This is a genomic window from Granulicella mallensis MP5ACTX8, assembly GCF_000178955.2.
Taxonomy (GTDB): domain Bacteria; phylum Acidobacteriota; class Terriglobia; order Terriglobales; family Acidobacteriaceae; genus Granulicella; species Granulicella mallensis.
This window is the reverse complement of sequence record NC_016631.1, coordinates 520,040-541,688: the sequence shown is the minus strand read 5'-3', so window position 1 is coordinate 541,688 and position 21,649 is coordinate 520,040. Positions and strand designations below refer to the sequence as shown.

19 protein-coding genes are annotated in these 21,649 nt (G+C 60.5%); 7 read left to right on the top strand and 12 right to left on the bottom strand.

Features of this window, described 5'->3' with window-relative positions:
• Nucleotides 1-193 precede the first annotated feature (193 nt).
• The 3 genes from ACIX8_RS02260 to ACIX8_RS02250 form a co-directional block, all read right to left on the bottom strand.
• Complete coding sequence (locus ACIX8_RS02260; protein ID WP_014263695.1) at nucleotides 194-1,282, bottom strand: IS30 family transposase; 1,089 nt, start codon at nucleotides 1,280-1,282, stop codon at nucleotides 194-196.
• 133 nt (nucleotides 1,283-1,415) lie between these two features.
• A complete protein-coding gene (gene ruvB, locus ACIX8_RS02255; RefSeq protein WP_044177640.1) occupies nucleotides 1,416-2,489 on the bottom strand; it encodes a Holliday junction branch migration DNA helicase RuvB in 1,074 nt (357 codons plus the stop codon).
• Nucleotides 2,490-2,561: 72 nt separating this feature from the next.
• Nucleotides 2,562-4,400: a TonB-dependent receptor plug domain-containing protein gene (locus ACIX8_RS02250; RefSeq protein ID WP_014263693.1), complete on the bottom strand. Its 1,839-nt coding sequence runs from the start codon at nucleotides 4,398-4,400 to the stop codon at nucleotides 2,562-2,564.
• Between the two features lie 112 nt (nucleotides 4,401-4,512).
• Between ACIX8_RS02250 and ACIX8_RS02245 the strand changes: the two genes are divergently transcribed.
• The 5 genes from ACIX8_RS02245 to ACIX8_RS02220 all read left to right on the top strand — a co-directional run bounded on the left by ACIX8_RS02245 (nucleotide 4,513) and on the right by ACIX8_RS02220 (nucleotide 7,667).
• Complete coding sequence (locus ACIX8_RS02245) at nucleotides 4,513-4,947, top strand: MarR family winged helix-turn-helix transcriptional regulator (protein WP_014263692.1); 435 nt, start codon at nucleotides 4,513-4,515, stop codon at nucleotides 4,945-4,947.
• A gap of 62 nt (nucleotides 4,948-5,009) precedes the next feature.
• Nucleotides 5,010-5,339, top strand: coding sequence for an FmdB family zinc ribbon protein (locus ACIX8_RS02240; protein ID WP_014263691.1), 330 nt, complete (start codon nucleotides 5,010-5,012; stop codon nucleotides 5,337-5,339).
• A 158-nt stretch (nucleotides 5,340-5,497) separates the two neighbouring features.
• Nucleotides 5,498-5,698 carry a hypothetical protein gene (locus tag ACIX8_RS02235; RefSeq protein ID WP_044177639.1) on the top strand — a complete coding sequence of 67 codons (201 nt, stop codon included), beginning with the start codon at nucleotides 5,498-5,500 and terminating at the stop codon, nucleotides 5,696-5,698.
• A 50-nt stretch (nucleotides 5,699-5,748) separates the two neighbouring features.
• Nucleotides 5,749-6,798 carry a GTP 3',8-cyclase MoaA gene (moaA, locus tag ACIX8_RS02230; protein WP_014263689.1) on the top strand — a complete coding sequence of 350 codons (1,050 nt, stop codon included), beginning with the start codon at nucleotides 5,749-5,751 and terminating at the stop codon, nucleotides 6,796-6,798.
• A gap of 308 nt (nucleotides 6,799-7,106) precedes the next feature.
• A complete protein-coding gene (locus tag ACIX8_RS02220) occupies nucleotides 7,107-7,667 on the top strand; it encodes an energy transducer TonB (protein WP_014263688.1) in 561 nt (186 codons plus the stop codon).
• A 77-nt stretch (nucleotides 7,668-7,744) separates the two neighbouring features.
• On the opposite strand, the gene ACIX8_RS02215 is transcribed toward ACIX8_RS02220, so the two are convergent.
• From ACIX8_RS02215 to ACIX8_RS02205, 3 genes are all read right to left on the bottom strand, one after another.
• Nucleotides 7,745-8,776 carry a hypothetical protein gene (locus ACIX8_RS02215; RefSeq protein ID WP_014263687.1) on the bottom strand — a complete coding sequence of 344 codons (1,032 nt, stop codon included), beginning with the start codon at nucleotides 8,774-8,776 and terminating at the stop codon, nucleotides 7,745-7,747.
• Nucleotides 8,777-8,926: 150 nt separating this feature from the next.
• The gene (locus ACIX8_RS02210) at nucleotides 8,927-9,940 is read right to left on the bottom strand and encodes a DsbA family protein (protein ID WP_014263686.1); all 1,014 of its coding nucleotides are present in this window, start codon (nucleotides 9,938-9,940) and stop codon (nucleotides 8,927-8,929) included.
• A 51-nt stretch (nucleotides 9,941-9,991) separates the two neighbouring features.
• Nucleotides 9,992-12,853, bottom strand: a complete 2,862-nt coding sequence (locus ACIX8_RS02205) for an LPS-assembly protein LptD (protein ID WP_014263685.1) — start codon at nucleotides 12,851-12,853, stop codon at nucleotides 9,992-9,994.
• 87 nt (nucleotides 12,854-12,940) lie between these two features.
• On the opposite strand from ACIX8_RS02205, the gene ACIX8_RS02200 reads away from it, so the two are divergent.
• Nucleotides 12,941-14,290, top strand: a complete 1,350-nt coding sequence (locus ACIX8_RS02200) for an RDD family protein (RefSeq protein ID WP_044176025.1) — start codon at nucleotides 12,941-12,943, stop codon at nucleotides 14,288-14,290.
• Between the two features lie 282 nt (nucleotides 14,291-14,572).
• On the opposite strand, the gene ACIX8_RS02195 is transcribed toward ACIX8_RS02200, so the two are convergent.
• Complete coding sequence (locus tag ACIX8_RS02195; protein WP_014263683.1) at nucleotides 14,573-15,007, bottom strand: c-type cytochrome domain-containing protein; 435 nt, start codon at nucleotides 15,005-15,007, stop codon at nucleotides 14,573-14,575.
• A 164-nt stretch (nucleotides 15,008-15,171) separates the two neighbouring features.
• The gene (locus ACIX8_RS02190) at nucleotides 15,172-15,492 is read right to left on the bottom strand and encodes a hypothetical protein (RefSeq protein ID WP_044176021.1); all 321 of its coding nucleotides are present in this window, start codon (nucleotides 15,490-15,492) and stop codon (nucleotides 15,172-15,174) included.
• Between the two features lie 67 nt (nucleotides 15,493-15,559).
• Here ACIX8_RS02190 and ACIX8_RS02185 point away from each other — a divergent pair, with 67 nt between their 5' ends.
• Complete coding sequence (locus tag ACIX8_RS02185) at nucleotides 15,560-16,654, top strand: DUF5715 family protein (RefSeq protein WP_014263682.1); 1,095 nt, start codon at nucleotides 15,560-15,562, stop codon at nucleotides 16,652-16,654.
• Nucleotides 16,655-16,714: 60 nt separating this feature from the next.
• On the opposite strand, the gene ACIX8_RS02180 is transcribed toward ACIX8_RS02185, so the two are convergent.
• The 4 genes from ACIX8_RS02180 to gatB all read right to left on the bottom strand — a co-directional run bounded on the left by ACIX8_RS02180 (nucleotide 16,715) and on the right by gatB (nucleotide 21,393).
• On the bottom strand, nucleotides 16,715-17,467 hold the full coding sequence (locus ACIX8_RS02180; protein WP_014263681.1) for an SIMPL domain-containing protein: 753 nt from the start codon (nucleotides 17,465-17,467) through the stop codon (nucleotides 16,715-16,717).
• A gap of 115 nt (nucleotides 17,468-17,582) precedes the next feature.
• Nucleotides 17,583-17,858 (bottom strand): DUF6496 domain-containing protein, encoded by a 276-nt coding sequence (locus ACIX8_RS02175; RefSeq protein ID WP_014263680.1) that lies wholly within the window; start codon nucleotides 17,856-17,858, stop codon nucleotides 17,583-17,585.
• A gap of 301 nt (nucleotides 17,859-18,159) precedes the next feature.
• A complete protein-coding gene (locus ACIX8_RS02170) occupies nucleotides 18,160-19,662 on the bottom strand; it encodes a hypothetical protein (protein ID WP_014263679.1) in 1,503 nt (500 codons plus the stop codon).
• A gap of 234 nt (nucleotides 19,663-19,896) precedes the next feature.
• The gene (gene gatB, locus ACIX8_RS02165) at nucleotides 19,897-21,393 is read right to left on the bottom strand and encodes an Asp-tRNA(Asn)/Glu-tRNA(Gln) amidotransferase subunit GatB (RefSeq protein ID WP_014263678.1); all 1,497 of its coding nucleotides are present in this window, start codon (nucleotides 21,391-21,393) and stop codon (nucleotides 19,897-19,899) included.
• Nucleotides 21,394-21,649: the final 256 nt, after the last annotated feature.

Here is a 21,649-nt window from a genome sequence, read left to right as displayed (position 1 = left end):
TTTATCTCCAGTGCCAGGAGCACCCGAAATCGGCCTTTGCTTTTCTTGTCGTCATTCCGACCCTGAGTGTAGCCGAAGGGGAGCGAACCTGCTTTCTCCCGCTTTTAGCCCATGTCAACACAAGCTAGGTCTCTTGGTTCTTACGCATGATTTTTGGTAATGCGAACGAAGAACGGGAGAAAGCAGCTTGGATTCAAGCCCCAAGTGCAACATTTGTGAACATACCAGGATTTTGCCAGAACTCAACGAAGTCGAAGGCTCCTTCTGGGAGGAAGAGTTCAGCTGGAGCTCGTTTTCCGAGTGATTTTCGGATGCGAGCATTCATGAGCATGGCGATATCGTCGAGCTGCTGTTGTGAGAAGTGACCGAGGTCTTGTCCCTTGGGCAGGAACTGTCGGAGCAGGCCGTTGGTGTTTTCGTTGATGCCGCGCTCCCATGGCGAGTGGGGATGGGCGAAGTAGACCTCGATGCCAGTCTGCTGTTCCAGCCACTTGTGCTGGGCCATCTCTCGTCCCTGATCGTAGGTCATGGAACGGCGCATCTGGGAGGCGAAGCGGTTGAGGATGCGGGCGAAGCCTTCCGCGCAGGTCTTTGCCGAGCCGTCTTCGAGCTTGACCAGGGCGAGGAATAGCGTGGTTCGCTCCACCAGCACTCCGACGCGGGACTGGTTGAGTCTGCCCTTGATCAGGTCTCCTTCCCAGTGTCCCGGGACCAGGCGAAGCCCCACCTCCTCGGGCCGCTGGTCGATGAGCTTGATGGGGTCGATGAAGTGACGGCGGTTGGGGTCCACAGCGGCCTTGGAGCGCGATCTGCGGCTCATCCGGCGGCGGCGCAGCATCGTCATCACGCGGGCGCGGAGTTCTCCCCGTGGCATGGCGTAGAGCGCGGTGTAGATGGTCTCGTGCGACAGACGCACCGGATCGGGCATACGCCTGAGTGTGAACCCAACCTGCTCCGGACTCAAGCCCCGGCCAAGCTCGGCCACGACAAGGTCCCACACGAGGGTGCCTGGAACCAGTTTGCGCGCAACCCGCGGCATGCGCTGCAACCTTCGGGCACGTCGATCTGCCGTCACCGCAGAATAGCCTCCGGCGATAAACCGGCGACCGCCCTTCGGACTAGGCTGCGCAACGTGCCAGCCATTACGACCCATCTCCCGGGTGACCGTGGACCGCGCCCGTTGGAGGCCGGCGGCTATCGCCGCCGGCCTCCAACCCATCGATAACTGCGTCTGCAGAAGACAGCGCTCCTCCATAGAAAACTGCTTGTACGTTCGACCCATGCAACATCTTCCTCCTTAGAAAAGAAAATGTTGCACTTCGAGTTTGAATCCAAGCAGGTTCGCTCGCTGCGCTCGGAATGACAACAAGAAAGGCAAAGCAAAAGGCGTATTCGTTCAACTAGCTCTTGCCTCTCTACCCAAACAGCGTCGGCTTACGCGGCATCTCGATTCCTAGATGCTCATATGCCAACCGCGTCGCCACACGCCCACGCGGCGTGCGATCCAGAAATCCGATCTGAATCAGGAACGGCTCATAGACCTCTTCCAGCGCATCCTGCTCCTCGGCCAGCGCCGCAGCCAGCGTGTTCAACCCTACAGGCCCGCCATCGTACTTCTCGATGATGGTCCGCAGCAGCCGGCGGTCGAGCTCATCGAAGCCGTGTGCGTCCACCTCCAGCATCTTCAGCGCGGCCATCGCCGTCTCACGGTCGATCTTGCCCGACGCTCTTACCTGCGCATAGTCGCGAACGCGCCGCAGCAGCCTGTTGGCGATTCTCGGTGTTCCCCGCGAACGCATCGCAATCTCCGCCGCACCGTCGCGGTCGATCGGCACACCCAGCACCTCGGCCGAGCGCTCGACGACAAACCGCAGTTCGTCGTCGGTATAGAACTCCAACCGCAGCAGAATCCCGAAGCGTGAACGCAGCGGCGAGCTGAGCAGGCCGGGACGCGTCGTCGCCGCGACGAAGGTGAACGGCTTGATCTCCAGCGTGTGTGTGCGCGCCGCCGGCCCCTGCCCGATGATGATATCCATCTGGTAGTCCTCGAGCGCCGTATAAAGCTTCTCTTCGAGCACCGGCTGCAGGCGATGGATCTCGTCCAGGAACAGCACCTGCCTCTCCCGCAGGTTCGTCAGGATTGCGGTGAGATCACCTTGGATCTGCAGCGCCGGACCGCTGGTCTGCTGGTATCCAACCCCCAGCTCGTTCGCGATGATCGTCGCAAGCGTCGTCTTGCCCAGCCCCGGAGGCCCGAACAGCAACACGTGGTCAAGCGCCTCGCCGCGCGATTTGGCCGCTTCCAGCGCGATAGCCAACTGTTCCTTGGCCTTCTCCTGCCCAATGAACTCCGCCAGCCACTTGGGCCGCAGCTTCAGTTCAAAGGCCGAGTCGTCCTCGACCTGTCCAGCCGAGACGAGACGCTCCGCCTCGGAACTCTTGCGACCGCTCTGGTTCAGGTCGAACTTTTTCTTGTTTGCAAAGTCCATCTGAGGCGAGGATACGGCGAAGATGCACGTGGAAGCAATCGTGCTGCGCAGATTCACTGCCAGATTTCCTCTTCACCGCTTGCGCGAAAACACAAACTCGATCCCGCCCACAAAGCTGCGCCCCTGCATCTGCACATTGGCGATCTCCTGGTAGCCGGTATTGGCCAGGTTCGTCATCTGGAGATAAGGCCGGAATCGTCCCACCTCGCGCACCGCCGATACATCCCACACTGCATAGGGAGCCTGCGGAGGCGCAGGCGCCTGCGTGTATCGCTCCACCACACCAAGCCGCGATTGCAGCAGCAGCCCATGCTTCAGGCTCCAGGTCCACTCCGCACGGCCGTTATTCACGGGATAGTCGAAGACCGACTCCGACTCCAATCCGTGCAGCGAGCCCTGCGTTCCCTTGAGCAGCGTCCAGCTCAACTTTAACTGCTGGCTGCCATTCAGCCGCCAGTTCAGCGAACTCTCGATGCCGGTAAAGTGCAGCGAAGGGATATTGGTCGCCTGCCACAGATCGGCGGGAGAGGCCCTTGTGTAATCAACCGTATTTTTCTGTGCCGAATAAAAAGCTGTGAGAGTAGCCGAGACACGGCCTGCGGGATACCAGTCCACTCCGCCCTCGTAGTTCCATACCGACTCCGGCTTCAGGTTAGGATCGCCCAACGTGGTGGGGTCGCTGTAGTAGAGATCGAGATAGGTGGGAATGCGGAACCCATGCTCTACCGAGCCATGTAGTTTGAGCGATTCCGGCAGCCAGAACGTTCCCGCAGCCATCGGACTCGCCACCGCCCTGCCGCCGCTAAAGATCTGCTCACGTAACCCGCCCTCGATCGACCAGCGTCCCGGGACACGCCAGCTCACCTCGCCATAACCCGCGCCGCTGTTGCGTCCGTGGTAGCCGAGGTTCGTGCTCGCAATCTGGTCGGTAGTCTCTTCCAAACCGGCGAGCAGTGTGGTGTTCTTGAAGATCTCACGCGTCTCCCGCACATCGCCTTCGAAGCCATCGTCGATGTGCTGATTCTTGTAGTAAGCCGGATCGTCACGCAACAGCACATAGATGTCCGAGTGCCGCCGATAGGCCACGTCAGCCGCCGTATGCTCGTCGAACTTCTGCGTCAGCGCAGCAAACCATCCCTTGGTCCGCTCCCACGAGTTGTAGTTACCATAGAACTGGTTCGCTCCGTACGCGCGGTCGTTCCCGGCAAAGAGCAGATCGCTCGCTCCCAGGGCGGTCTTGAATCTCGTCTCGGTGCTCGCGTCTTCGGTCCTGTAGTCGCGGTCGTAGATGAACCCCGTCGAGCGTTCGCGATCACCCGCAATCACCTCGCTCCAGCGCTTGCCCACCACCGATCCCAGCAGGCCCTCCTCATCTTCGCCATAGCTGCCCGCTCCCCCACGAATGCGCAGTGAGGTGACATCCGGCTCCCAGGTCGTGAAATCGACGACTCCACCAATCGCGTCCGAGCCATAGAGCGTCGATCCTGCTCCGTGCAGAATGTCGATATTTCCCAAGGCCGCCAACGGAACGGGGAGATCGAGATTGAAGTGCGAGGTCTCCACGCTATCCATGCGCAACCCGTTGAGCAGCACCAGCGTCTGCTCGAACGAAGCGCCGCGTAGCGAGATGTCTGCCATCACTCCAGCACCGGCACGCTGCTGGATGTCGACCGAAGAGTCCGTGCGCAGATAATCCTCGATGTCCTGCGAGGCCAGCGGATGCTCCGAGGCATCAAGCGTCACAACGGTATGGGCTGATTCGCCAAGGCTTACCGGTTCTACATCTCCGAGAACAACCACGGTCGTGCTAACCGGCTGAATGGCCGGAGGCGTTTGCGGCTGGGGAGCCTGCTGCGCACACAGAGGCAGTACAGCAACAAAAACCACGGGAAGGTAACGCAGGCGAATCATCAATTCCAATCACTCCTTGAGGTCTCTTCATCCTGCTTGTTGCTCTCCCGCAATACAACGATGGTTTCGTATCGACCTTGATAGTTGATCCTGTAAACTAAATCCACTTACGATGCGCATCGATGCCTTCCTCGCCGAAAGCCCCATGTTCGCGATCAGCCGCGCGGCGCGGCGGTTCAACGCCCTGGCCGCCCAGGCGCTTGCGACCGACGGCCTCAGCTTCCTCGAAGGCCTGGTGCTCACGGCGATCTTCTTTGAGGCGCCTGCCTCCATCAAACCGTCGGAGCTCGCCGAAACCTTTGGCATGACGCGCGGCAACGTGAGCCACTGCGTCTCCTCGCTGGAGGCCAAGGGATTGCTGCAGCGAAAGATTGACCCAGAAGATGCGAGGGCCTACCAACTCACCCTGAAGCCGCAGGGCAAGAAGTGCGCTCTCCATGTCATCGCGGCCTTCGACAAGCTTCAAAAAGAGTTCGAAAAAGAGGTCGGGAAGCCAGCCCTGGGCGAAACCCTCACCACGATTCGCAGGCTGGAAGCGCTCTTCTAGAATTGGCCTGACAGAGGCAGTTGTATCCTAGAGACTCAACCGAACCAGCAAGGAAACCCGCAATGCCGCTTTACGAGTACGAGTGCAGCCAGTGCCACCGTCGCACCGAGAAGATCCAGAAGTTCTCCGACCCCGAACTGACCGTCTGCCCCCACTGCGGCGGCCCACTCGCACGCACCATCACGGCTGCGGCCATCTCCTTCAAAGGCGGTGGGTGGTACAAGGACGGCTATGCCTCGGCCAAACCCGCGGCAGCAGGCAGCGACACCTCAACCGCCACAGCCTCGGATTCGAGCTCTGCGGCTCCGGCAACTCCTGCCGCCTCGAGCCCGGCTCCTGCAGCGGCTCCCGCCGCCGCGCCAGCCGCGCCTTCGACCGCCAGCAAAAGCTAGATGAGCTTTCTGCTCGCTGGTGTTGTTGACTTTCCAGGGTCACTTCTACGTTTTGCCACAGGTACCGCGTTACACAAACAGGCACTCGCTGCGCTATCATGCAAGCCATGAGGCTGTATCGTTCGCTCCGCAAACTCGGGAACCAGGTCGAAGAGACCGTGAGTCTTCGCTCTCGTAATGACCACCACATCCTGCGCAACATTGGTTGGGTTTCGGCGGGCGTCACAGCGCTGGCCATCGGAGTCGTGGTGGGCCGCGAACTGCGTCAGCGCCACAAGTTCAACCGCCGCACCCCCTATGACTTCTATGCGCACTCCGGCGACGAGATCCAGGACGTCGAATTCGGCGTAGGCATTTAGTTCGGAAGCAACAGTCAGCGGAGATCAAAGCGAAAAGCGTATCGTTGAGTATGCGCTTGCTTCCCATCCTCGGGTCTGAACAGCTGGCTACGGCTCTCCTCGACGGGCGTCTGCGCGATAGCCACAACCGCACCATCACCGACCTCCGGCTCTCCGTCACGGACCGCTGCAACTATCGCTGCGTCTATTGCCGGACCGGCGAAGAGGGTGCCCAGTACTCCGAGCTCCCGATCGCAGATTACGCCCGCATCCTGCGGGTCTTTGTCTCCCTGGGCATTGAAAAGATTCGGCTTACCGGTGGCGAGCCCTTGCTGCGTCAGGGCCTGCTGGATCTTATCCGCGAGACCGCCCAGCTTCGTCCCGCCTTTTCGGATGCCCCTTTAGACATCGCCCTGACCACCAACGGCCACCTGCTAGCCCCGCTGGCCCGTCCCCTGCGCGAAGCCGGCCTGAGCCGCATCACCGTGAGCATGGACGCGGTCGATCCCGAGACCTTTACCCGGATCACCCGCGTTCCCGGCAGCTTCGAGCGCGTGCGCGACGGCATCCGCGCGGCGCAGGACGCCGGGCTTGGGCCCGTCAAGGTCAACTGCGTTCTCATGCGCGGCTTCAACGACTCGCAGATCGAGGCCTTCGCGGAGTTCTCGCGGAACGAAGGCGTCATCGTTCGTTTCATCGAGTTCATGCCGCTTGAAGAGGGCAGGACCTGGGCTCCCGAGACCGTCGTTCCCATGGAAGAGATCGTCACGCGTCTCAACGCCGTGCGTCCTCTCGTCGAGCTGCCGCCCAATCACATCAGCGAGACAGCGCGCCGCTTCACCTTCGAAGATGGCCGCGGCGAGATCGGCATCATCGCACCGGTCTCGCGGCCCTTCTGCGGCCACTGCAGCCGTGTGCGCCTTACCTCCGACGGCAAGGTCCGCACCTGCCTGTTCTCACAGAGCGATCACGATCTCATCGGATTGATGCATCGCGGCGCCTCCGATGATGACATGCGCTCGTGGATTCGCCGCGTCATCGAACGCAAGGAAGCTCGCCATCATATCGGCGAACCCGGCTTCCTGAAACCCTCCCGCAGCATGGTGCACATCGGCGGTTGAGTGGTTTCTGCGCACTACCCGTTACTACTAAAAAATCAATTCATAGCTTGCAGACAGTCTTTGCTGTTGCTTGTTTTTCGTCGTCATCCTGAGCCATCGGCTCAGGATGACGGCGAAAAACAAGCAACGACAAAGGCACCGTCCCTGTTCCTCCTCAAAAGAAGCTCTCTTCTCCTCACAATTCCAAATTTCCAGCCAAAACGTCATCACGTTGGGCAAGCAAATTTGTTTCAAGAAAATTGTTGACAACCGTACATCGATCAATTTAAGGTGGTGTTGAGCACTTTTGGCTTAAAGGAGATTTCACCATGCGCCAAGTTCTAGTAGTAGCGTCTCTCGCCCTGCTTCCCGTTTTGGCCCACGCCCAGGTCAGCACCCCTTCGGCGAACCTCCAGGCCAATGCCACCGTTCAGCCCATCAGCTTTGTTCGCCCTGCCGCAGCAGCCGCTGTTGCACCGGCACCCGCTCCTGCTCCCAACACCCACATTGTGCGTCCTGCCCATGAGTACATTCAGGCAGACGTAGATCCGAGCTTCACCGAGGCCGCATTGCGCCAGGGCGGTACGCTCTCCTACACGATGAACGGCAGCAACCAGTCGATCGAGCCGGCGTCTCCTGTGCTCGTCCACGTCGTCGGAACGCTCGTACCTCTTGAGCAGGCTTCCGTCGATAGCGACGTCAAGGTTCACCTCACCGTCGACGCACAGGGCATCCCGCACAACCTGGTCATTGCCAAGTCGGCAGGCGCCGAGCTGGACGCGAAGACCCTCGAAGCTGTGAACCAGTACCGCTTCAAGCCGGCCATGTTCAATAACCGTCCCGTCTCGGCAAATGTCACCGTCGAGATCAAGACCCAGAACCAGAAGTAAACTCTCTTCCCTGTTCCCCTGTAGAAAAGCCCCACGCGACTGTCGCGTGGGGCTTTTCTATGCAGCAACGCTGCAAACTAGGGCCGATCCTTCAGCACTGCTGCCCGCTTCGGCGCAGGCCTTATCGCCTCAGCATTGTCACGCGCCGCCGGATGCACGCCGAAGTCCCATATCCCCAGGTTGACCTCCCGGTCCGACAACACCTCGACCAGCGCATACTCGCCAATCTCCAGCGGAGTTGCCGGTGAGAGCTTCAGCCAATGACCGCCGGTGAGCGTCTCCGCATGAACTTCGATTACGTCAGGCTGCCGCTTTGAATTCACCAGGCCAGGACGGAAGCTGTTCAGCACGCGCATGTCGCCCAGAACACTCAGACGCTCGATCTTATAGCCACTCTTCTCTGCGCCACCCGAAGGTGTCTCACGCCCCGAGGCTCCATGCGTATCGACGGTGATCGTTCCCGAATCGGCATCTGCGGAATCGTCGCTCCCCAGCCTGACATAGAAGACGGGAGCCGCCAGATGCAATTGAACATCCGAGTGATCACCTGGAATATCCAGGAGGCGATGTGGACTGGACGACGGATTGATCGCCGCCTTCAGCACATTATGCGCAGTCTCCTTGTTTAGATCACCGCCCTGCTGCACAAGGGGAATCAGCTCCGGAGCACTATTGAAGGTGTCGAAGGCCAGCACACTGAGCTCCTCCGGCAGTCGCAGACCAGGAGCTATCTCCGGAGTGCGTGCCGCCCGGTCAGCCTCTTCCCTGGCCAGCTCAGGACTCAACACCGGCCTGTCCTGCGTTGCTCCTGCTCCATGTTCCTGGGCCCACTTCGTTGTCGCAGGAAGATCTACCAGGGCAAGCGGGATCTCTTCTGTCTCACCATTGCGCTCGGCGCTGCGATACTGCACGACATCGCCTGAGACCTTATAGCTCAGCACAAGCTGATAGCTTCCGTCTTTGAGGATGAGGCGAGTCCGTTGGGAGCTCTGTGCATGAGTCGTGGAAGGCTGCTGAGAACGAATCGGAGCAGGGAGTGCGGCCAAAGTCAGCAGCAGGAAGAAGGTGCCCCACCTCCTGCGATGAAAGCAAAGATGCGTGACTGCCATTCTCTTCCCGCTCAAGCTTCAGGCCTCCGAACCCATTAGATGCAGTGAGCCTCAAGTTGGTCGAGAAGTATGGCAGAGACAAATACCATGCTGTGGGCTGTTCATTTCTGAACGCTCATGATCTCGCAGGAAATACTTATCTCAAGTGCTCTACTTCCCTCCGGCCACAGAAGCGGTCGTCGCCGGAGCCACATACGTCGGAGGCGGCGTCAGGCCCTGAGCACGGAGAGCATCGTCGATGATGCCGAAGATGAACTCGACCGGGAGAGCGCCGCTGACCTTGTCCCCGTTGATGAACAAGGTCGGAGCTTCCTCAAGGCCGAGCGAAACACCAACAGCCTTCGAAGCATCGACGGAAGCAGTGTCCTGCTTGGCGAGGCAGGCGTCCAGCTTCGCCGCATCAACCTTCTGCAGCTTGCCCTGTTCGCGAGTCAGCTTATCGAGTTGCACGGTCGCGTTGGCCAGGGTCTTCTGCGTGTCCTTGGGATCATCGGAGGTGCCGATATCGGAGGCGTGTGCGTGAATGCCGTCCACAAGGTTCCAGTAGCCCACAGGAGACTGTGCGCCGATGCAGTTCACATCGACAGCGGCATGCTCAGCCCAGGGATGGATCGTGTCCAGCGGGAAGTCCTTGTAGACGATGCGAACCTTATCCCCGTAGCGATTGATCATCGCGGGAAAGATGCTCTCATGCAGCCGCGCGCAGAAGGGGCACTCGAGGTCGTCGAAACCGACGATCAGAACGGGCGCGGTGACCGGGCCGCCGCGGGCTGGGCGACCTTCAGCCGAGACGAGATTCTTCGGGTCGGCGGAGATGTCGAACTTGGTGAACTGCGCCAGCGTCTTGCCATCGGCCGAGATCAGGAAGTTGATGGGGCGGGAGCTCTTGCCTTCATTCGAGAAAGTGACGCTGATCAGGCTAAAGCCCGGCACCTCCGAAGCGGTGGGCACGCCGACCTGGATGGTCGAACCAGGAGGAAGCGGTGCCTTCTGGCGCAGCAGAACCTCAACGCGACGGGCCAACTCCGGTGAAAGAGGCTTGCCTACGACAGGAGCGGCGATGGCTGGCGAACTGGCGGGACTAGCGGGACTTTGCGCGTGACAGCCGAGCGTAGTCAGGAGTGTGGCGAAGAGGACGGCGGACAGGCGCGTTGGCTTAAACACAATGATTGATTATCTCAGAGCCTGGTTCCCTGCCGCATTTTTGAGATTCGGCTAGAACAAGCTCTGATTACGCCGCAGGTTGCCGGCGCTGCCGATATTGGCCAGCGTAAAGCTGAAGCTGGGGGTGCCTTCGTTACGGATGGTGCCGAAGTCGTACTTGCGATACTCCACGCTCAGGCCGCAACAGTTCCAGTTGTAGCCGGTCTGCACAGTAACGTACTGGGCACTGCCAAGTTTCAGATCGATGCCTGAACCTACCGCCGCGGAGAGTCCGGGCTTACTGGGCGTGCCATAGCCGAGCAAAACCCGCATCTGTGAAAAATCAGAGACCGCCGAACTGGTCAATCCCGTAGCGGTATTGGTCGTGGTGTCGATGACCTCGGTGTAGAAGCGGCCCGGCGCATTCAGGCGGGCATAGGAGAACCCGCCGAAGAAACGGCTGGAGTGAACATCGAGGAAGACATTCTGGCTGGTGAACTTCGTCGCGCCGGTGTCGTAGTCGAAGTCGTACTCAATGTCCGTATGACCGGAGGTGCGAAAGCGCATGCGCGAGATCAGCGGAGAGGTACTGCGCGGCTCGGTGAGAAAGGCCACGCCGGAGAAGGAGAGGGTGCTGTCGAAGATATTCCGGCGGCGATCGATCACCGCGCCGCCAAAGGTCTGGTTGAAGAAGTGCTTCTGCTCCAGCCTCCAACTGAACCACTCCTGCTGCGGTGGATTGGCCGGCGCCGCGTCGGGCGCACAGGGGTCGGGGTGGTGACCATGCGTGCGTAGAGGCACGTCGGGCGCGGCGGCCCAGGCGTTAGGAATCCCATTGGCATCGTTATTGGCTGCCTGCGGTGTGGGGTTGAAGACATCGGGCAGGTTCGCCCCGCCGTCAGAGCCCCCTGTCGACTGCTCCGTGCCAGCCTCCTGCACAGGACAGCCGGGCTTGGGAGCGGCCTTCTTCGGCTTAGGCCGTGGGCGGAAGTAGAGATGCTGTGTAACGCCGTACGCGAGCTCGTCGGTATTGCTGGCCAGATCGATGTCGTCGAAGCGGAGGATGTTGAGGAAGTTGCTGATCCCCTGCACATCACGATAGGTGATGTCCGGCTCGATCGTATGACGAACCTCATCGCCCAGGAGCTTCCGGAACCGGGCCGGAACGGTGAAGGTACGTTCAAGAACAGGAGGACGAATGTCCACAGTGGCCTCGAAATCGCTGCGATTAACCGTCTGGGTCAGTTCGATGGGAGTTGCATTGGCACCATAGGGAGCCTGGCGCGATCGAGAGTAGAACGTATCGCGCGCGCCCAGGCTCGACATCACGTTCCAGCCTTCCAGGTGCAGGGGTAGTGACAGCTCTGGATGTACATCGACGCGTTCGGTCATGCCGGCTGAAGCAAAGTCAGGCTGCGTGCGCTTCAGGGCTGCGACCGAGGTATCCAGGTCCCAGAGCAGAGGGGTTCCTTCGATCCGGTGATCGTCCGCCGAAAGATCGATCGAAGGCGCATGAAAGATCTTTACCTCTTCTCCGGGCGTGGTGCCAATGGCCACCACCTTGAGACCCTGATAGCGGTCGACCCGGCCATCCAGCGCGAATCCGTTGCGCTCGTGCATCAGGTAAAGAGTCGAAGTAATGTCGGAGCTCACAGCCTGGTTGAAGTTCTCCGTGAAGACCTCGCGGTAGATGTAGGAGCTGAGATACTCGGCGTCGACGACAGCGCGGGTGGTTGTCGTGAGCTGCTTCCGGTAGCCAACGGTGATGTCCTGGCCGCCCTGGTTCTGATAGAGGCCTGCAGCCGAGGTAAAACCACGGTCCTGCAGCGCGGAGAAGTGGGCAGTAAGAAAGTCGTCGCCCGGACCGCGATAGCGGAAGGTGCCGTTCTCTGAAAAACCGCGCAGCGAGTAGTACAGCGTTCCTACCGTCAAATCAGCCGAGCGGCCCAGCGTAAGGTAGGCCTGCTCGCCGATCGTGAATCCCTTCGAGCCGGTGTCCTTACTGGCGCTCGAATAGCCGATGGTCGGAATCAACAGACCCGATTGGCGCTCGTCGGCATCGACGGGATGCGTCACGTAAGGCAGATAGAACACAGGGATGCCCAGCAGCCTGAAGTTGGAGCTGTAGGCCTTCGCTTTATCGCCATCCATGTTGAAGTGGTTGGCGAAGAGCTGCCAGTCCGGGTTGGGCAGAAGGCAGGAGGTTACCGCGCCGTCGTAGACGTCATAGTTCTCCGGCCCGGTCTTGACGACGACGCGCCCTTCAAAGAGGAACGGGTTCGAGTTCTGGTAACCAGCCGACCGGGGTCCGGTTCGGCCGCCGGTTGCGGAGGTAGAGGTAATAACCGGGGTAACGACAGACTCTTTGGCATTGGTTTTCCCCAACCCGACCGAGCCGGAGACATCGTAGAAGCGGCCGGTGCCGGTATGCAGGTTGTAGGTTCCGTGCGAGGCTTCGATATGCTCGTCGTTTTCTCCGCCGATCACTTTCAGGTGACCTGTGGCGTTGACCTCGCCGGTAGCCTTGTCATAGGTCACCGAGTCCGCGTAGATGATGTGGTCGCGATAGGTGATGACGACATTGCCGGAGGCGGCAAGCACATCTCCGGTCTTGGTCTGCGGATTGTCGGATTCGAGCACGACGCGGTCGGGGACTTTGCCGGGAGAGAACGGCGTGGCGTGAGGAATCTGCGTCAGATCCAGCGGTCCGTCCTGCTGTGGAGTGGGCGCCTCAGGCAGTACAGCCTGACTTGCGGCAGCAGGAGGTTCCTCCCTCGCCACCTCCTGAGCCTCTAGATGTTGATGACCCAGGGGCGCGAGAATGGTAGTTATGAACAGAAGCACCAGTTGCATCGCAAGGCGGCGCTGCCGAATTCGTTTGCCGCTGGGGGCTTGAGTGAGACCGTCCACAAGTTTGAGCTTAGACGATTTCATGGTCGCAAGTCGCTGCCATGAACATCAGATGAGTTCAGGTGAGGCGGCGGATTGTACGTTTTAGACCCTGGGAGTTTGAAATTGAGCATGAGCAGTGCGGCGCAGCAAGACGAGATCGCTGAAGGGTTGGACTACCGCGCCACGGGAACGGATAGCGTCAGTGGCTTGAAACAGGTGGTAGCCGAACGGCTGGCCGCGCATCGCAGCCGCAGGGCCCAGGAACTGGCACTGGAAGCCGAGCGCGAGCGAGCGACAGCCCAGATCCGGAACCAGGCCCGCAGTGGAACTTCGCGCATCCGCGAGGCTGTAGCCGCCCGCTACGAACACAGCGTAAGTTATCGCGAATTTCTCGCCGCCGAGGCCGAACGGGCCTCGCAGCAGGCGCAGGCCGAAGCGGAGATCGCCGCACGGAACGCCAGGGCCGTCGCCGAAGCCCAGATGAAGTTGATGGAAGAACTCGACCAGTGGAACCGGTCCGAAGCCGAAGCACAGATTGAATCCCGGCCAGGACCGCGCGAAGTCGTCTTCGAAGAGCCAAGAATTGAAGCCGTAGCGGAAAGATCCTCCGGCAGTCTGACGGTACGGATGTACGACGACATTGGAGCAGCCCGTTCCGCGACGGTCACGACTCAGTCGCAGTCGCGCTCGCATCATGTCCACCCTGCCGACGGCGAGGACGAGCTCGACCAGTTGGACCAGGAGATCGAGTTTCGCCGTGCGCCGGAGTTCGAACTGCACCTCATCGAGGCCCAGCCGATCCCCGGCAACCTGATCGAGTTTCCTCGCCAGTTGGTAGCTTCACGCAAGGCACGTCCCCGGCTGGCCGAAGGTCCGCTGCGCGAGGACGCTCCCGTTGAGCCGCAGTTGCGCATCTTCGAGGTGGAGCCCGAGCAGATTTCAATCGAGCCGGAAGCAGTGGAATTCTCCGGTGCACCCGAGTGGCAGGGACTATTTCTGGACCCCAACAAGGTCGCCACGCATGCGCCGCCCGCCGAGGCGCAGCACCACTTCACGCTGCAACCGCAGACAGCGCCGCTGGAGCTTCGGCTCATGGCGGCCAGCATCGACACCGGCTGCATCGGAATCGCTTTTCTGGGCTTCGCGGCAGTGGTAGCCAAGATAGCTGGACCGAACCTCCGTGCCCTCTCGTTGCCGCTCCTGGGAGTCACCACAGCAGGCGTGCTGCTGGCGCTGTTCGTAATCTTCCAGCTACTGTTTCTCTCGCTCGCGGAAGCCACACCGGGCATGCGCTACGCCCGCATCGCACTCTGCACCTTCGGCGACGCCAACCCCTCACGCAAGGCCATGCGCCGCCGCGTTCTGGCGATGCTGCTGGCAGCCTGCCCCCTGGGCATAGGGCTCGCATGGGCCTTCCTGGACGACGAGCGCCTGGGCTGGCATGATCGCATGTCGAAGATGTATCAGCGGGCGTATTAAAAAAGATTTTCCTGAAGAGATAAACAAGCACAACCGGGTGCCCCATCCTCGACGCGCGTTTTTGCGCGGCAGGGTGGGGTATAGACGCTAAGCGAATCCCACAAATCTTCGAAGCGCGCTCTGCGTCAGGGGTATCGTGCGAAAGCACGACCGCTTTCGGCTTGTAGCGGTGACTGTTCCTCTATCAAAGAGTACGGTCGTTTGCTACCGCAAACGATACCCCACCCTGCCGCGCAAAAAACGCGCGTCGAGGATGGGGCACCCGAATCGGTGGTCTTCCTGTTACTTTGCTGCTTCCGCAGGCATAATTGCTCCCGCCTGGATCCACTGCGTGACCGTGGCGATATCGGCATCGGAGAGCTTATCCTTCGGCGGCATCGGCATGGGATCATTCGCGGGACCGGCGTGGTTGATGAGCTTGACCAGCAGCGATTGATCGGCATGCCCCGGAACGATGACAGCACCGTCGTGTCCACCCTTCAGCAGACCCGCCTTCGTGTCGATCTGTAGCCCACCGCGATGGTTGATGCCGCCATGGCAGCGATAGCAGTTGGTCTGCAGGATCGGCTGCACCTTCTGGGTGTAGAAGGCCTCTGTATCGGGCGCGGGATCCGCATGGGCAGAGACCGGGTTCGGGCGCCAAAGTGCGGCGCTCCCAACAAGGCCAGCAAAGGCGAGAGTAAGCGCGGTGGCTTGCAAAGTCTTCGAAGTCGGCATCGTGCGTAGGTCTCCGGGTAAGTCTCCCTCACTGTATCGCGAAAATATGCGGACGCCAAAATTCTGGCCGCTTCGAGGAACCGCCTCGGAGAACCAACAACGCTACTACCGCCGAGGCCCCTCGACCGATAGCCTGAAAGGGCTCCGGCGGCTTCGCGGCCACCTTATGAAAATCGATCGATGACGAACTTACAGCGTTCTCTCGCTGCCCTGACGTGCTCCGCGCATGCAAGGGGTTCCGCGCGTGCAAAGGCGCTGCTGCTCGTCCTCGCCTTTACCGCAGGTACCCTCTCAGCCTTCGCGGCAACGCATACCCCACGTCTGCGCCACTCCACAGCCGTCCAAAGTGCCGGCTCCTCCGCAACGAAGGGCAGGCTCGAATCGCAGAGGTCCGCAGGCAAGCGCTCCGGAAAGCGGAGTAGTTCAACCGCGTCGAAGAGCACGGGAAGAAACTCCGACAGAGCCTCGGTTAAATCCAGGGACACCCAAAGACCAGGAACCTCCTCCAGATCTCGTGCTCAGAGTAGACGCCGTGGAAAGAGCGAGCCGAAGATGGTGGACGATCCCGTCGTGATGTATCGCACGGGATCGCGACAGAGAACGCACAGCAGGACCGCCGTCAGACCGGAGATCGCGGAGCGGTATCCGGTTGAGACACGCCGCGAACCTGTACGCGTAGCGAATACAGCGGTGAAGCAAGTTCCCGCAGCACCCCACAGAGAACGCAGCAGTGGAACAGATGAGGTAGCGACTGCGTTGCCCTCATCACATGAAGTCTTCGCACAGGGCGAGTCGCATCCGGACGATGATGAACGGCTGCCCATGCACAGTGCCCCGATCGAAGCGACGAGGCAGCAGCCACCCGCACCGGTCCTGCGTGTCTTACCCCCTACTCCACCGATAGAAGTCTCCGCCGACGACTCGGATATTCCTGTAAAGCCAGAGACCCTCGCCGATGCCGAGCGCCCCGGACAGCGTCCGTCGCCGGATGAAGTCATCCGTCCCCTGGCTGTTCCGCTCTACACGCGTGAGGGCAGGCTCATCGTTCCCGCGCCGCTCAAAGGTACGCGCGAGATTCTCGTCCACCAGAACCGCATGGCCGATGCCGCCGGGCTCTCGCGGATCCAGGACGACACCGACCTCGACCGCATGCGTGCGCAACATCTGCTTGTAGGCTTTCCCGATACTCCGGGACTAGCCGTCAACGAAGCGCTTCCCTACAATCGCCGCTATGCACGGCCCTGGACCGTGAAGTTCGTGACCGACACCTCACGCGCGTTCTACGCACGCTTTCATGAACCGCTGCACTTGAACTCGGCTGTACGCACTGTGGCCTATCAGCTTCGACTGCAGCGTGTGAATGGCAATGCCGCCTCCATCGAAGGCGATGTGGCATCGCCACATCTCACGGGACAGGCCATCGACTTCGGCAAGCACGGCATGAGCATGGAAGAGATCGCGTGGATGCGCAGCTACCTGCTGCCGCTGATGCAGGCCGGAAAGCTGGACGTGGAAGAAGAGTTCCAGCAGGCATGCTTCCACATCAGCGTCTATGGCAGCTATGCACCGCAGATGCGGCTGCCCAGAACCGAGTTTGCCCAACTGCACGGAGTGCGTGCGGTTGCGAGGGATGAAGACGAAAGATAGACAGGATGAAACGCAAAACGGAGCAGCCATGGCTGCTCCGTTTTTGCATATGTCCCAAGGTCATTGCGCAACTTCTACCTGCACATTGACGGCAATCGATAGGTCCTGATCTCCAGCAGCTGTTGCGATGGGAGCCGCTCTGAGGCCGGCCATGGCAGGCGCTGCAGGAGCAGCATACGATGCTTTTGCGAAATCCAGCGTGGCATTCTGCGGATCGACTTCGATCGCTATGATTCCTGCAATATGCGAGCCCGCAGCCTTTGCCACCGACGCGGCCTGCTCCATCGCAAGATGCGTGGCTTCTACTGCCAGTTCCTTGCGGGCGGCGTCGACGTCTTCCTCGCGGCTTGTAAAGACAACCGCACCCAGCGTGTTCGCTCCTTGCGCAAGAGCTCCAGACATCAGATCGGAGACTTTGTCCGCAGGACTGCGAAAGCTCACGGACATCGTGCCCGTGTATCCCACAATCCGGTCTGCCCTGCCCTCACTGCCCCTGGAATTATCCAGCTTCGGCTCGATACTTATCTGCCCTGTTGTAAGCCGGTCTGCGCCCTCTCGCTTGAGATAGGCCATAAGACTTTGCGAGCGCGTGGCCAGTACCCTGGCCACCTCGGCCATAGACGCACCGTTCGTCTCGATACCAACACTCACGTCGGCTACGGTGTTGGAAAGGCGGCGGTGCGCCATGGCGTGCGTGCTCAGAGTGTGCGCCTGCGTACCGGAAGAGCAGCCCTGCGTTGCAAGGCATGTAACCAATAAACAAGAGCCGCAAAGGACAGCGAAGGGTTTCCGGTGCTTCTGGGGTGCGTTCATGGTGTATCTCCTTATCGGCCAAATTCTCCCGCCTGTAGTGAGAACGGAAGACCTGGAGAATCTTGCAAGGAGATTTTCTTTTTTGATTCTCGCTCTGAACAGCGAGGCTGAGGTATCACCCCTTCTTGGGAGGTGGCACCTTGGCGCCTTTCTTGCGCGCTTCGGAAAGACCGATGGCAATGGCCTGCTTGCGGCTGGTGACCTTCTTGCCGCTGCGGCCGCTCTTCAGCTTGCCGCGCTTCATCTCGTGCATCTCGGTCTCGACCTGCTTGCCGGCGGATGGGCTGTACTTGCGGGTGGACTTCTTTGCCGAAGTCTTCTTCGCTGGAGCTTTCTTGCTGGCTGCCTTCTTCGTTGAGGTCTTCTTTGCTGCTTTCTTCGTGGTTGCCATTGGGTGAAACCTCCCACTCGGTAGGAGCGTGAGGAATGCTATTACGTTGCCAAGCCTTTGCTTTTCTAGTTGTCATTCCGAGCGCAGCGAGCGAACCTGCTGTCTCCCGTTCTTTGGTTGCAGAACCCAGAAAACACGCGGGCTGGAACTGAAACGAGCTAGTTTGCGCTAATAGATAACGCTTGTGGCAACAATGGCGAAAAACGGGAGACAGCAGGTTCGCTCGCTGCGCTCGGAATGACAACCAGAACAGCAAAGGCAAAAGCAAAGACGGGTGCCTGCCTTTGAACAGCCTACAAATTCAATGCCGGAGTTTTCGCACACCAACAAACGCTCCGGCTGCAAACGCCAGCGCCAGAAGAATCTTTAGCACCAGGCTCCATGTAGAGCGTGTGCGCTCAAGCGTTCCGTTCTGCCATGCCTTGTAGGTCGCATTCAGATCGTCAGCGAGACCCGGAATCGTAATGGCGTTGAAGGCTTGATCTGCAGAAGCCGCAGGCGCTGTCGGCAGAGAGCCAAAGATGCGTTCGGGCTCAGGCTCCGCACCGGTGCGGTCCTTCGGGATCGCGGTAATCAGGGCGTTGATCTCGGCATCGCGTGGATCGCTGAAGAGCGAACTGTCGGCGGTGTTGGGAAAGAGCGTAACGCGGCCGGTCATCTTGTGCTCGATCGCGGAGACGCCGTCCTGACAGACGCCGAGAGCATAGTAGCCACCGAAGGGCAGCTCTGGTCGCGCATCGTGCTGGTGCATGTAGGCGACGGTCAGCAGCCCGGCAAGCCTCGTGACCTCCACCGCATCGGCATCGCGATACTCATGTGCGTTGCGCTTCAGCACCCAGGGCTGATCGAGCGTGTCCATGGTGCGCCACTCGCTCTTGCCGTCGATGCCGAAGTAGTAGCTGACATCGGCGTTGAGGTGAGGGCCGCGGATGTGCCACTCGTATTCAGCGTGTGAGACGGGGATGAGCAGCGGACGGCCACCGGAGTGCGGCACGACGATCTGCGAGTTCACCCAGAAGGGCATCATCACGTCTTTGCCCTGATAGTGAAAGTGCCCGAAGTTGGCGAAGTAGCGAGCATCGCCGACCGTAACCTCGTGGCCTGTCGCTAGCAGCGCAGCGATCAGGTCCTGCGGAGAATTTGCCACCCGGCCCTGCACTTTTGCGGCGAAGAGTGTCGAGCTCGGTAGGAGATTGGCCGCCAGGCGATTCAGGACGTCGGCGAGCCTCTGGCTTTCGGCGTGCTCGGGGGCCAGGTCGTTAGGACCGTCGCCTCGTGTAACGCCTGCGCCGAGGGTGGTGACGAGGCCATCGGTGGTGAAGCCTGGCAAGGTGGATGGACGGTCGAGATCGACCGTCTCACTCTTGTCGAGTGCGTAGGGGCCGAGGTCGAGAAACTGTTTGGCCGCTTCTGTTGTGGCGGGTGAGCCGGGATGCACGGCGGCTGTCGCTTCGAGTTTGGGGCTCTTGCCCGCTACGTGGCCGACGACGCGCACGGTGGGGTTGATCTCGCGCATCGTCCATCCGGGAAAGCGGTCGAGGCCCTGCCAGTCCTTGCCGAGGATGCGTTTGCGCAGCTCATCGATCAGCGCTGGGGTCAGTAGCGCCGGACCTTTCTTGCCGCCCTTGTCGATCTGGGCGAGAAGAGCGTCGGTGAAGCCGGGCTGCGCGGAGAGCTCTCGCATCATCTGCGAAAGCAGGATGGTGTTTGGAGGCATGGGCTCTTCGGGCACGACGTAAGGGTGGCGGCAACCGGTGGAGGTCATAAGAGTGCAGAGGAGCGCGAGCTTGTGCGTGGGGCGCATGGAGGGATTAGACGCTAGTTGTTGTCGTCAAATGCGCTCTGTAGCAAACATTGTCGCTATCAAGAGGGCCTTTGCTTTTCCGGGTAGTACGAGCGAAGAGCGGGAGACAGCAGGTTCCTCACTGCGCTCGGAATGACAACCAGAAAAGCAAAGGCAAAAGCAAAAAGCAGATTCCCTGCGGGAATGACAACAAGAAAAGCAAGAGCAAAGGCAAAAACACCTTTGCGTTAGCGGTTACGCATCCAGTTTTTTCACCACAAGCTCATTCAGAACTGCCGGGTTTGCCTGGCCCTTCGACAGGCGCATCACCTGGCCGACGAAGAACGCGGCAACCGTGCGCTTGCCGCCCTTGAACTGGGCTACCTGTGCGGGGTTCGCGGCGATTACCTCGTCGATCATCGCCTCGATGGCCGAGGTGTCCGAGATCTGCTGGGGCTTGTCGCGGTCGTAGATGTAGGCGAAGTCCTTGCCCTCGGCGAAGCACGCGTCGAGCAGCTGCTTGAGCTGCTTGGACGAGATCTCTCCGGCTTCGGCAAGGTCGGCGGCAAGCACGACGCCGTCGAGCGTGACGGGAGATTGCTCGAACTCGATCTCGGCGGCGCGCAGGCGCATCGTGATCTCACTGAGCAGGATCGACGCCACACGCTTCGGAGACTTCGCCGTCTTCGCAGCTACCTCAAAGCGGTCGCCTAGCGAGCGCGTCGTCGTCAGCGTCGCGGCGTCCTGCGCGGAGAGGCCATACTCCGCGGACAGGCGGGCGCGGCGGGCTTCGGGCAGCTCGGGCATCGCGGAGAGAATCTGCTTCTGCCACTCCGGTCCGACGACCAGCGGCGGAAGGTCCGGCTCGGGGAAGTAGCGATAGTCATGGGCCTGTTCCTTGGAACGCATCGAGAAGGTGCGGCCCTCGGCGCTGTTCCAGAGGCGCGACTCCTGCACTACGCGGCCACCCTCTTCGATCACACCGATCTGGCGCTCGATCTCGTACTCCACCGCCGAGCGAATGTAGCGGAACGAGTTGACGTTCTTGACCTCGGCCTTGGTCCCGTAGGCCGCGGCTCCGCGCGCCTCCCAGTCAGACTTGAGCATCACGCTCACGTTGGCGTCGCAGCGCAGCGAACCCTCTTCCATGTTGCAGTCGGAGACGGCGGTGTAGAGCAGGATCTCCTTGAGCTTGGTCAGGTACTCGAAGACCTCGTCGGCGGTGCGCAGGTCGGGCTCGCTGACGATCTCGACCAGCGGCGTGCCGCAGCGGTTGAGGTCGATGTAGGTGCGCGAGACGGAGTCGGCGAAGCCGTCGTGCAGGCTCTTGCCCGCGTCCTCTTCCATGTGCAGGCGGGTGACGCCGATGCGCTTGGGATTGCCCTGCGCGTCCGGCACGACGATGACGCCGTTCTCCGCGATGGGCTTGTCGAACTGCGAGATCTGGTAGCCCTTGGGCGAGTCCGGGTAGAAGTAGTTCTTGCGCGAGAAGATGCTGGTCTCGCGAATCTCGCACCCGATGGCCTTCGCCGCGAGCACCGCAAACTCCACGGCCTGCTTGTTGAGCACAGGCAAGGCGCCGGGCAGACCGAGGCAGGTGGGGCAGGTGTGCGTATTGGGCTCGCCGCCGTACTCGTTGCGGCAGCCGCAGAAGGCTTTGGACTGCGTCAGCAGCTGGACGTGGACCTCGAGTCCGATGACGGGCTGATACTTGGCGAGGATTTCGGGAGAAAGACCTGTAGCTGCGGGCATAATCACCACGATTCTACCAAGGGTGGGGGATCGTTCCTTCGACAAAGAATGTTCTGGATAGCGCGAAGCGCGTTCGTTGACGCTTTAGCGTCGAGGAGACGGAGGGAGCCGTAGCCCTTAGGCTACGGAAATAGAGGCTTGGCAAAGATGTGGCCTTTAGGCCCGGGCCTTCTTTCGGCTGCGATCAAAAGGCCCGGGGCTAAAGCCCCATTCTCGCTTGGCCCTTACTCCGTAGCCTAAAGGCGATTGCCTCCCT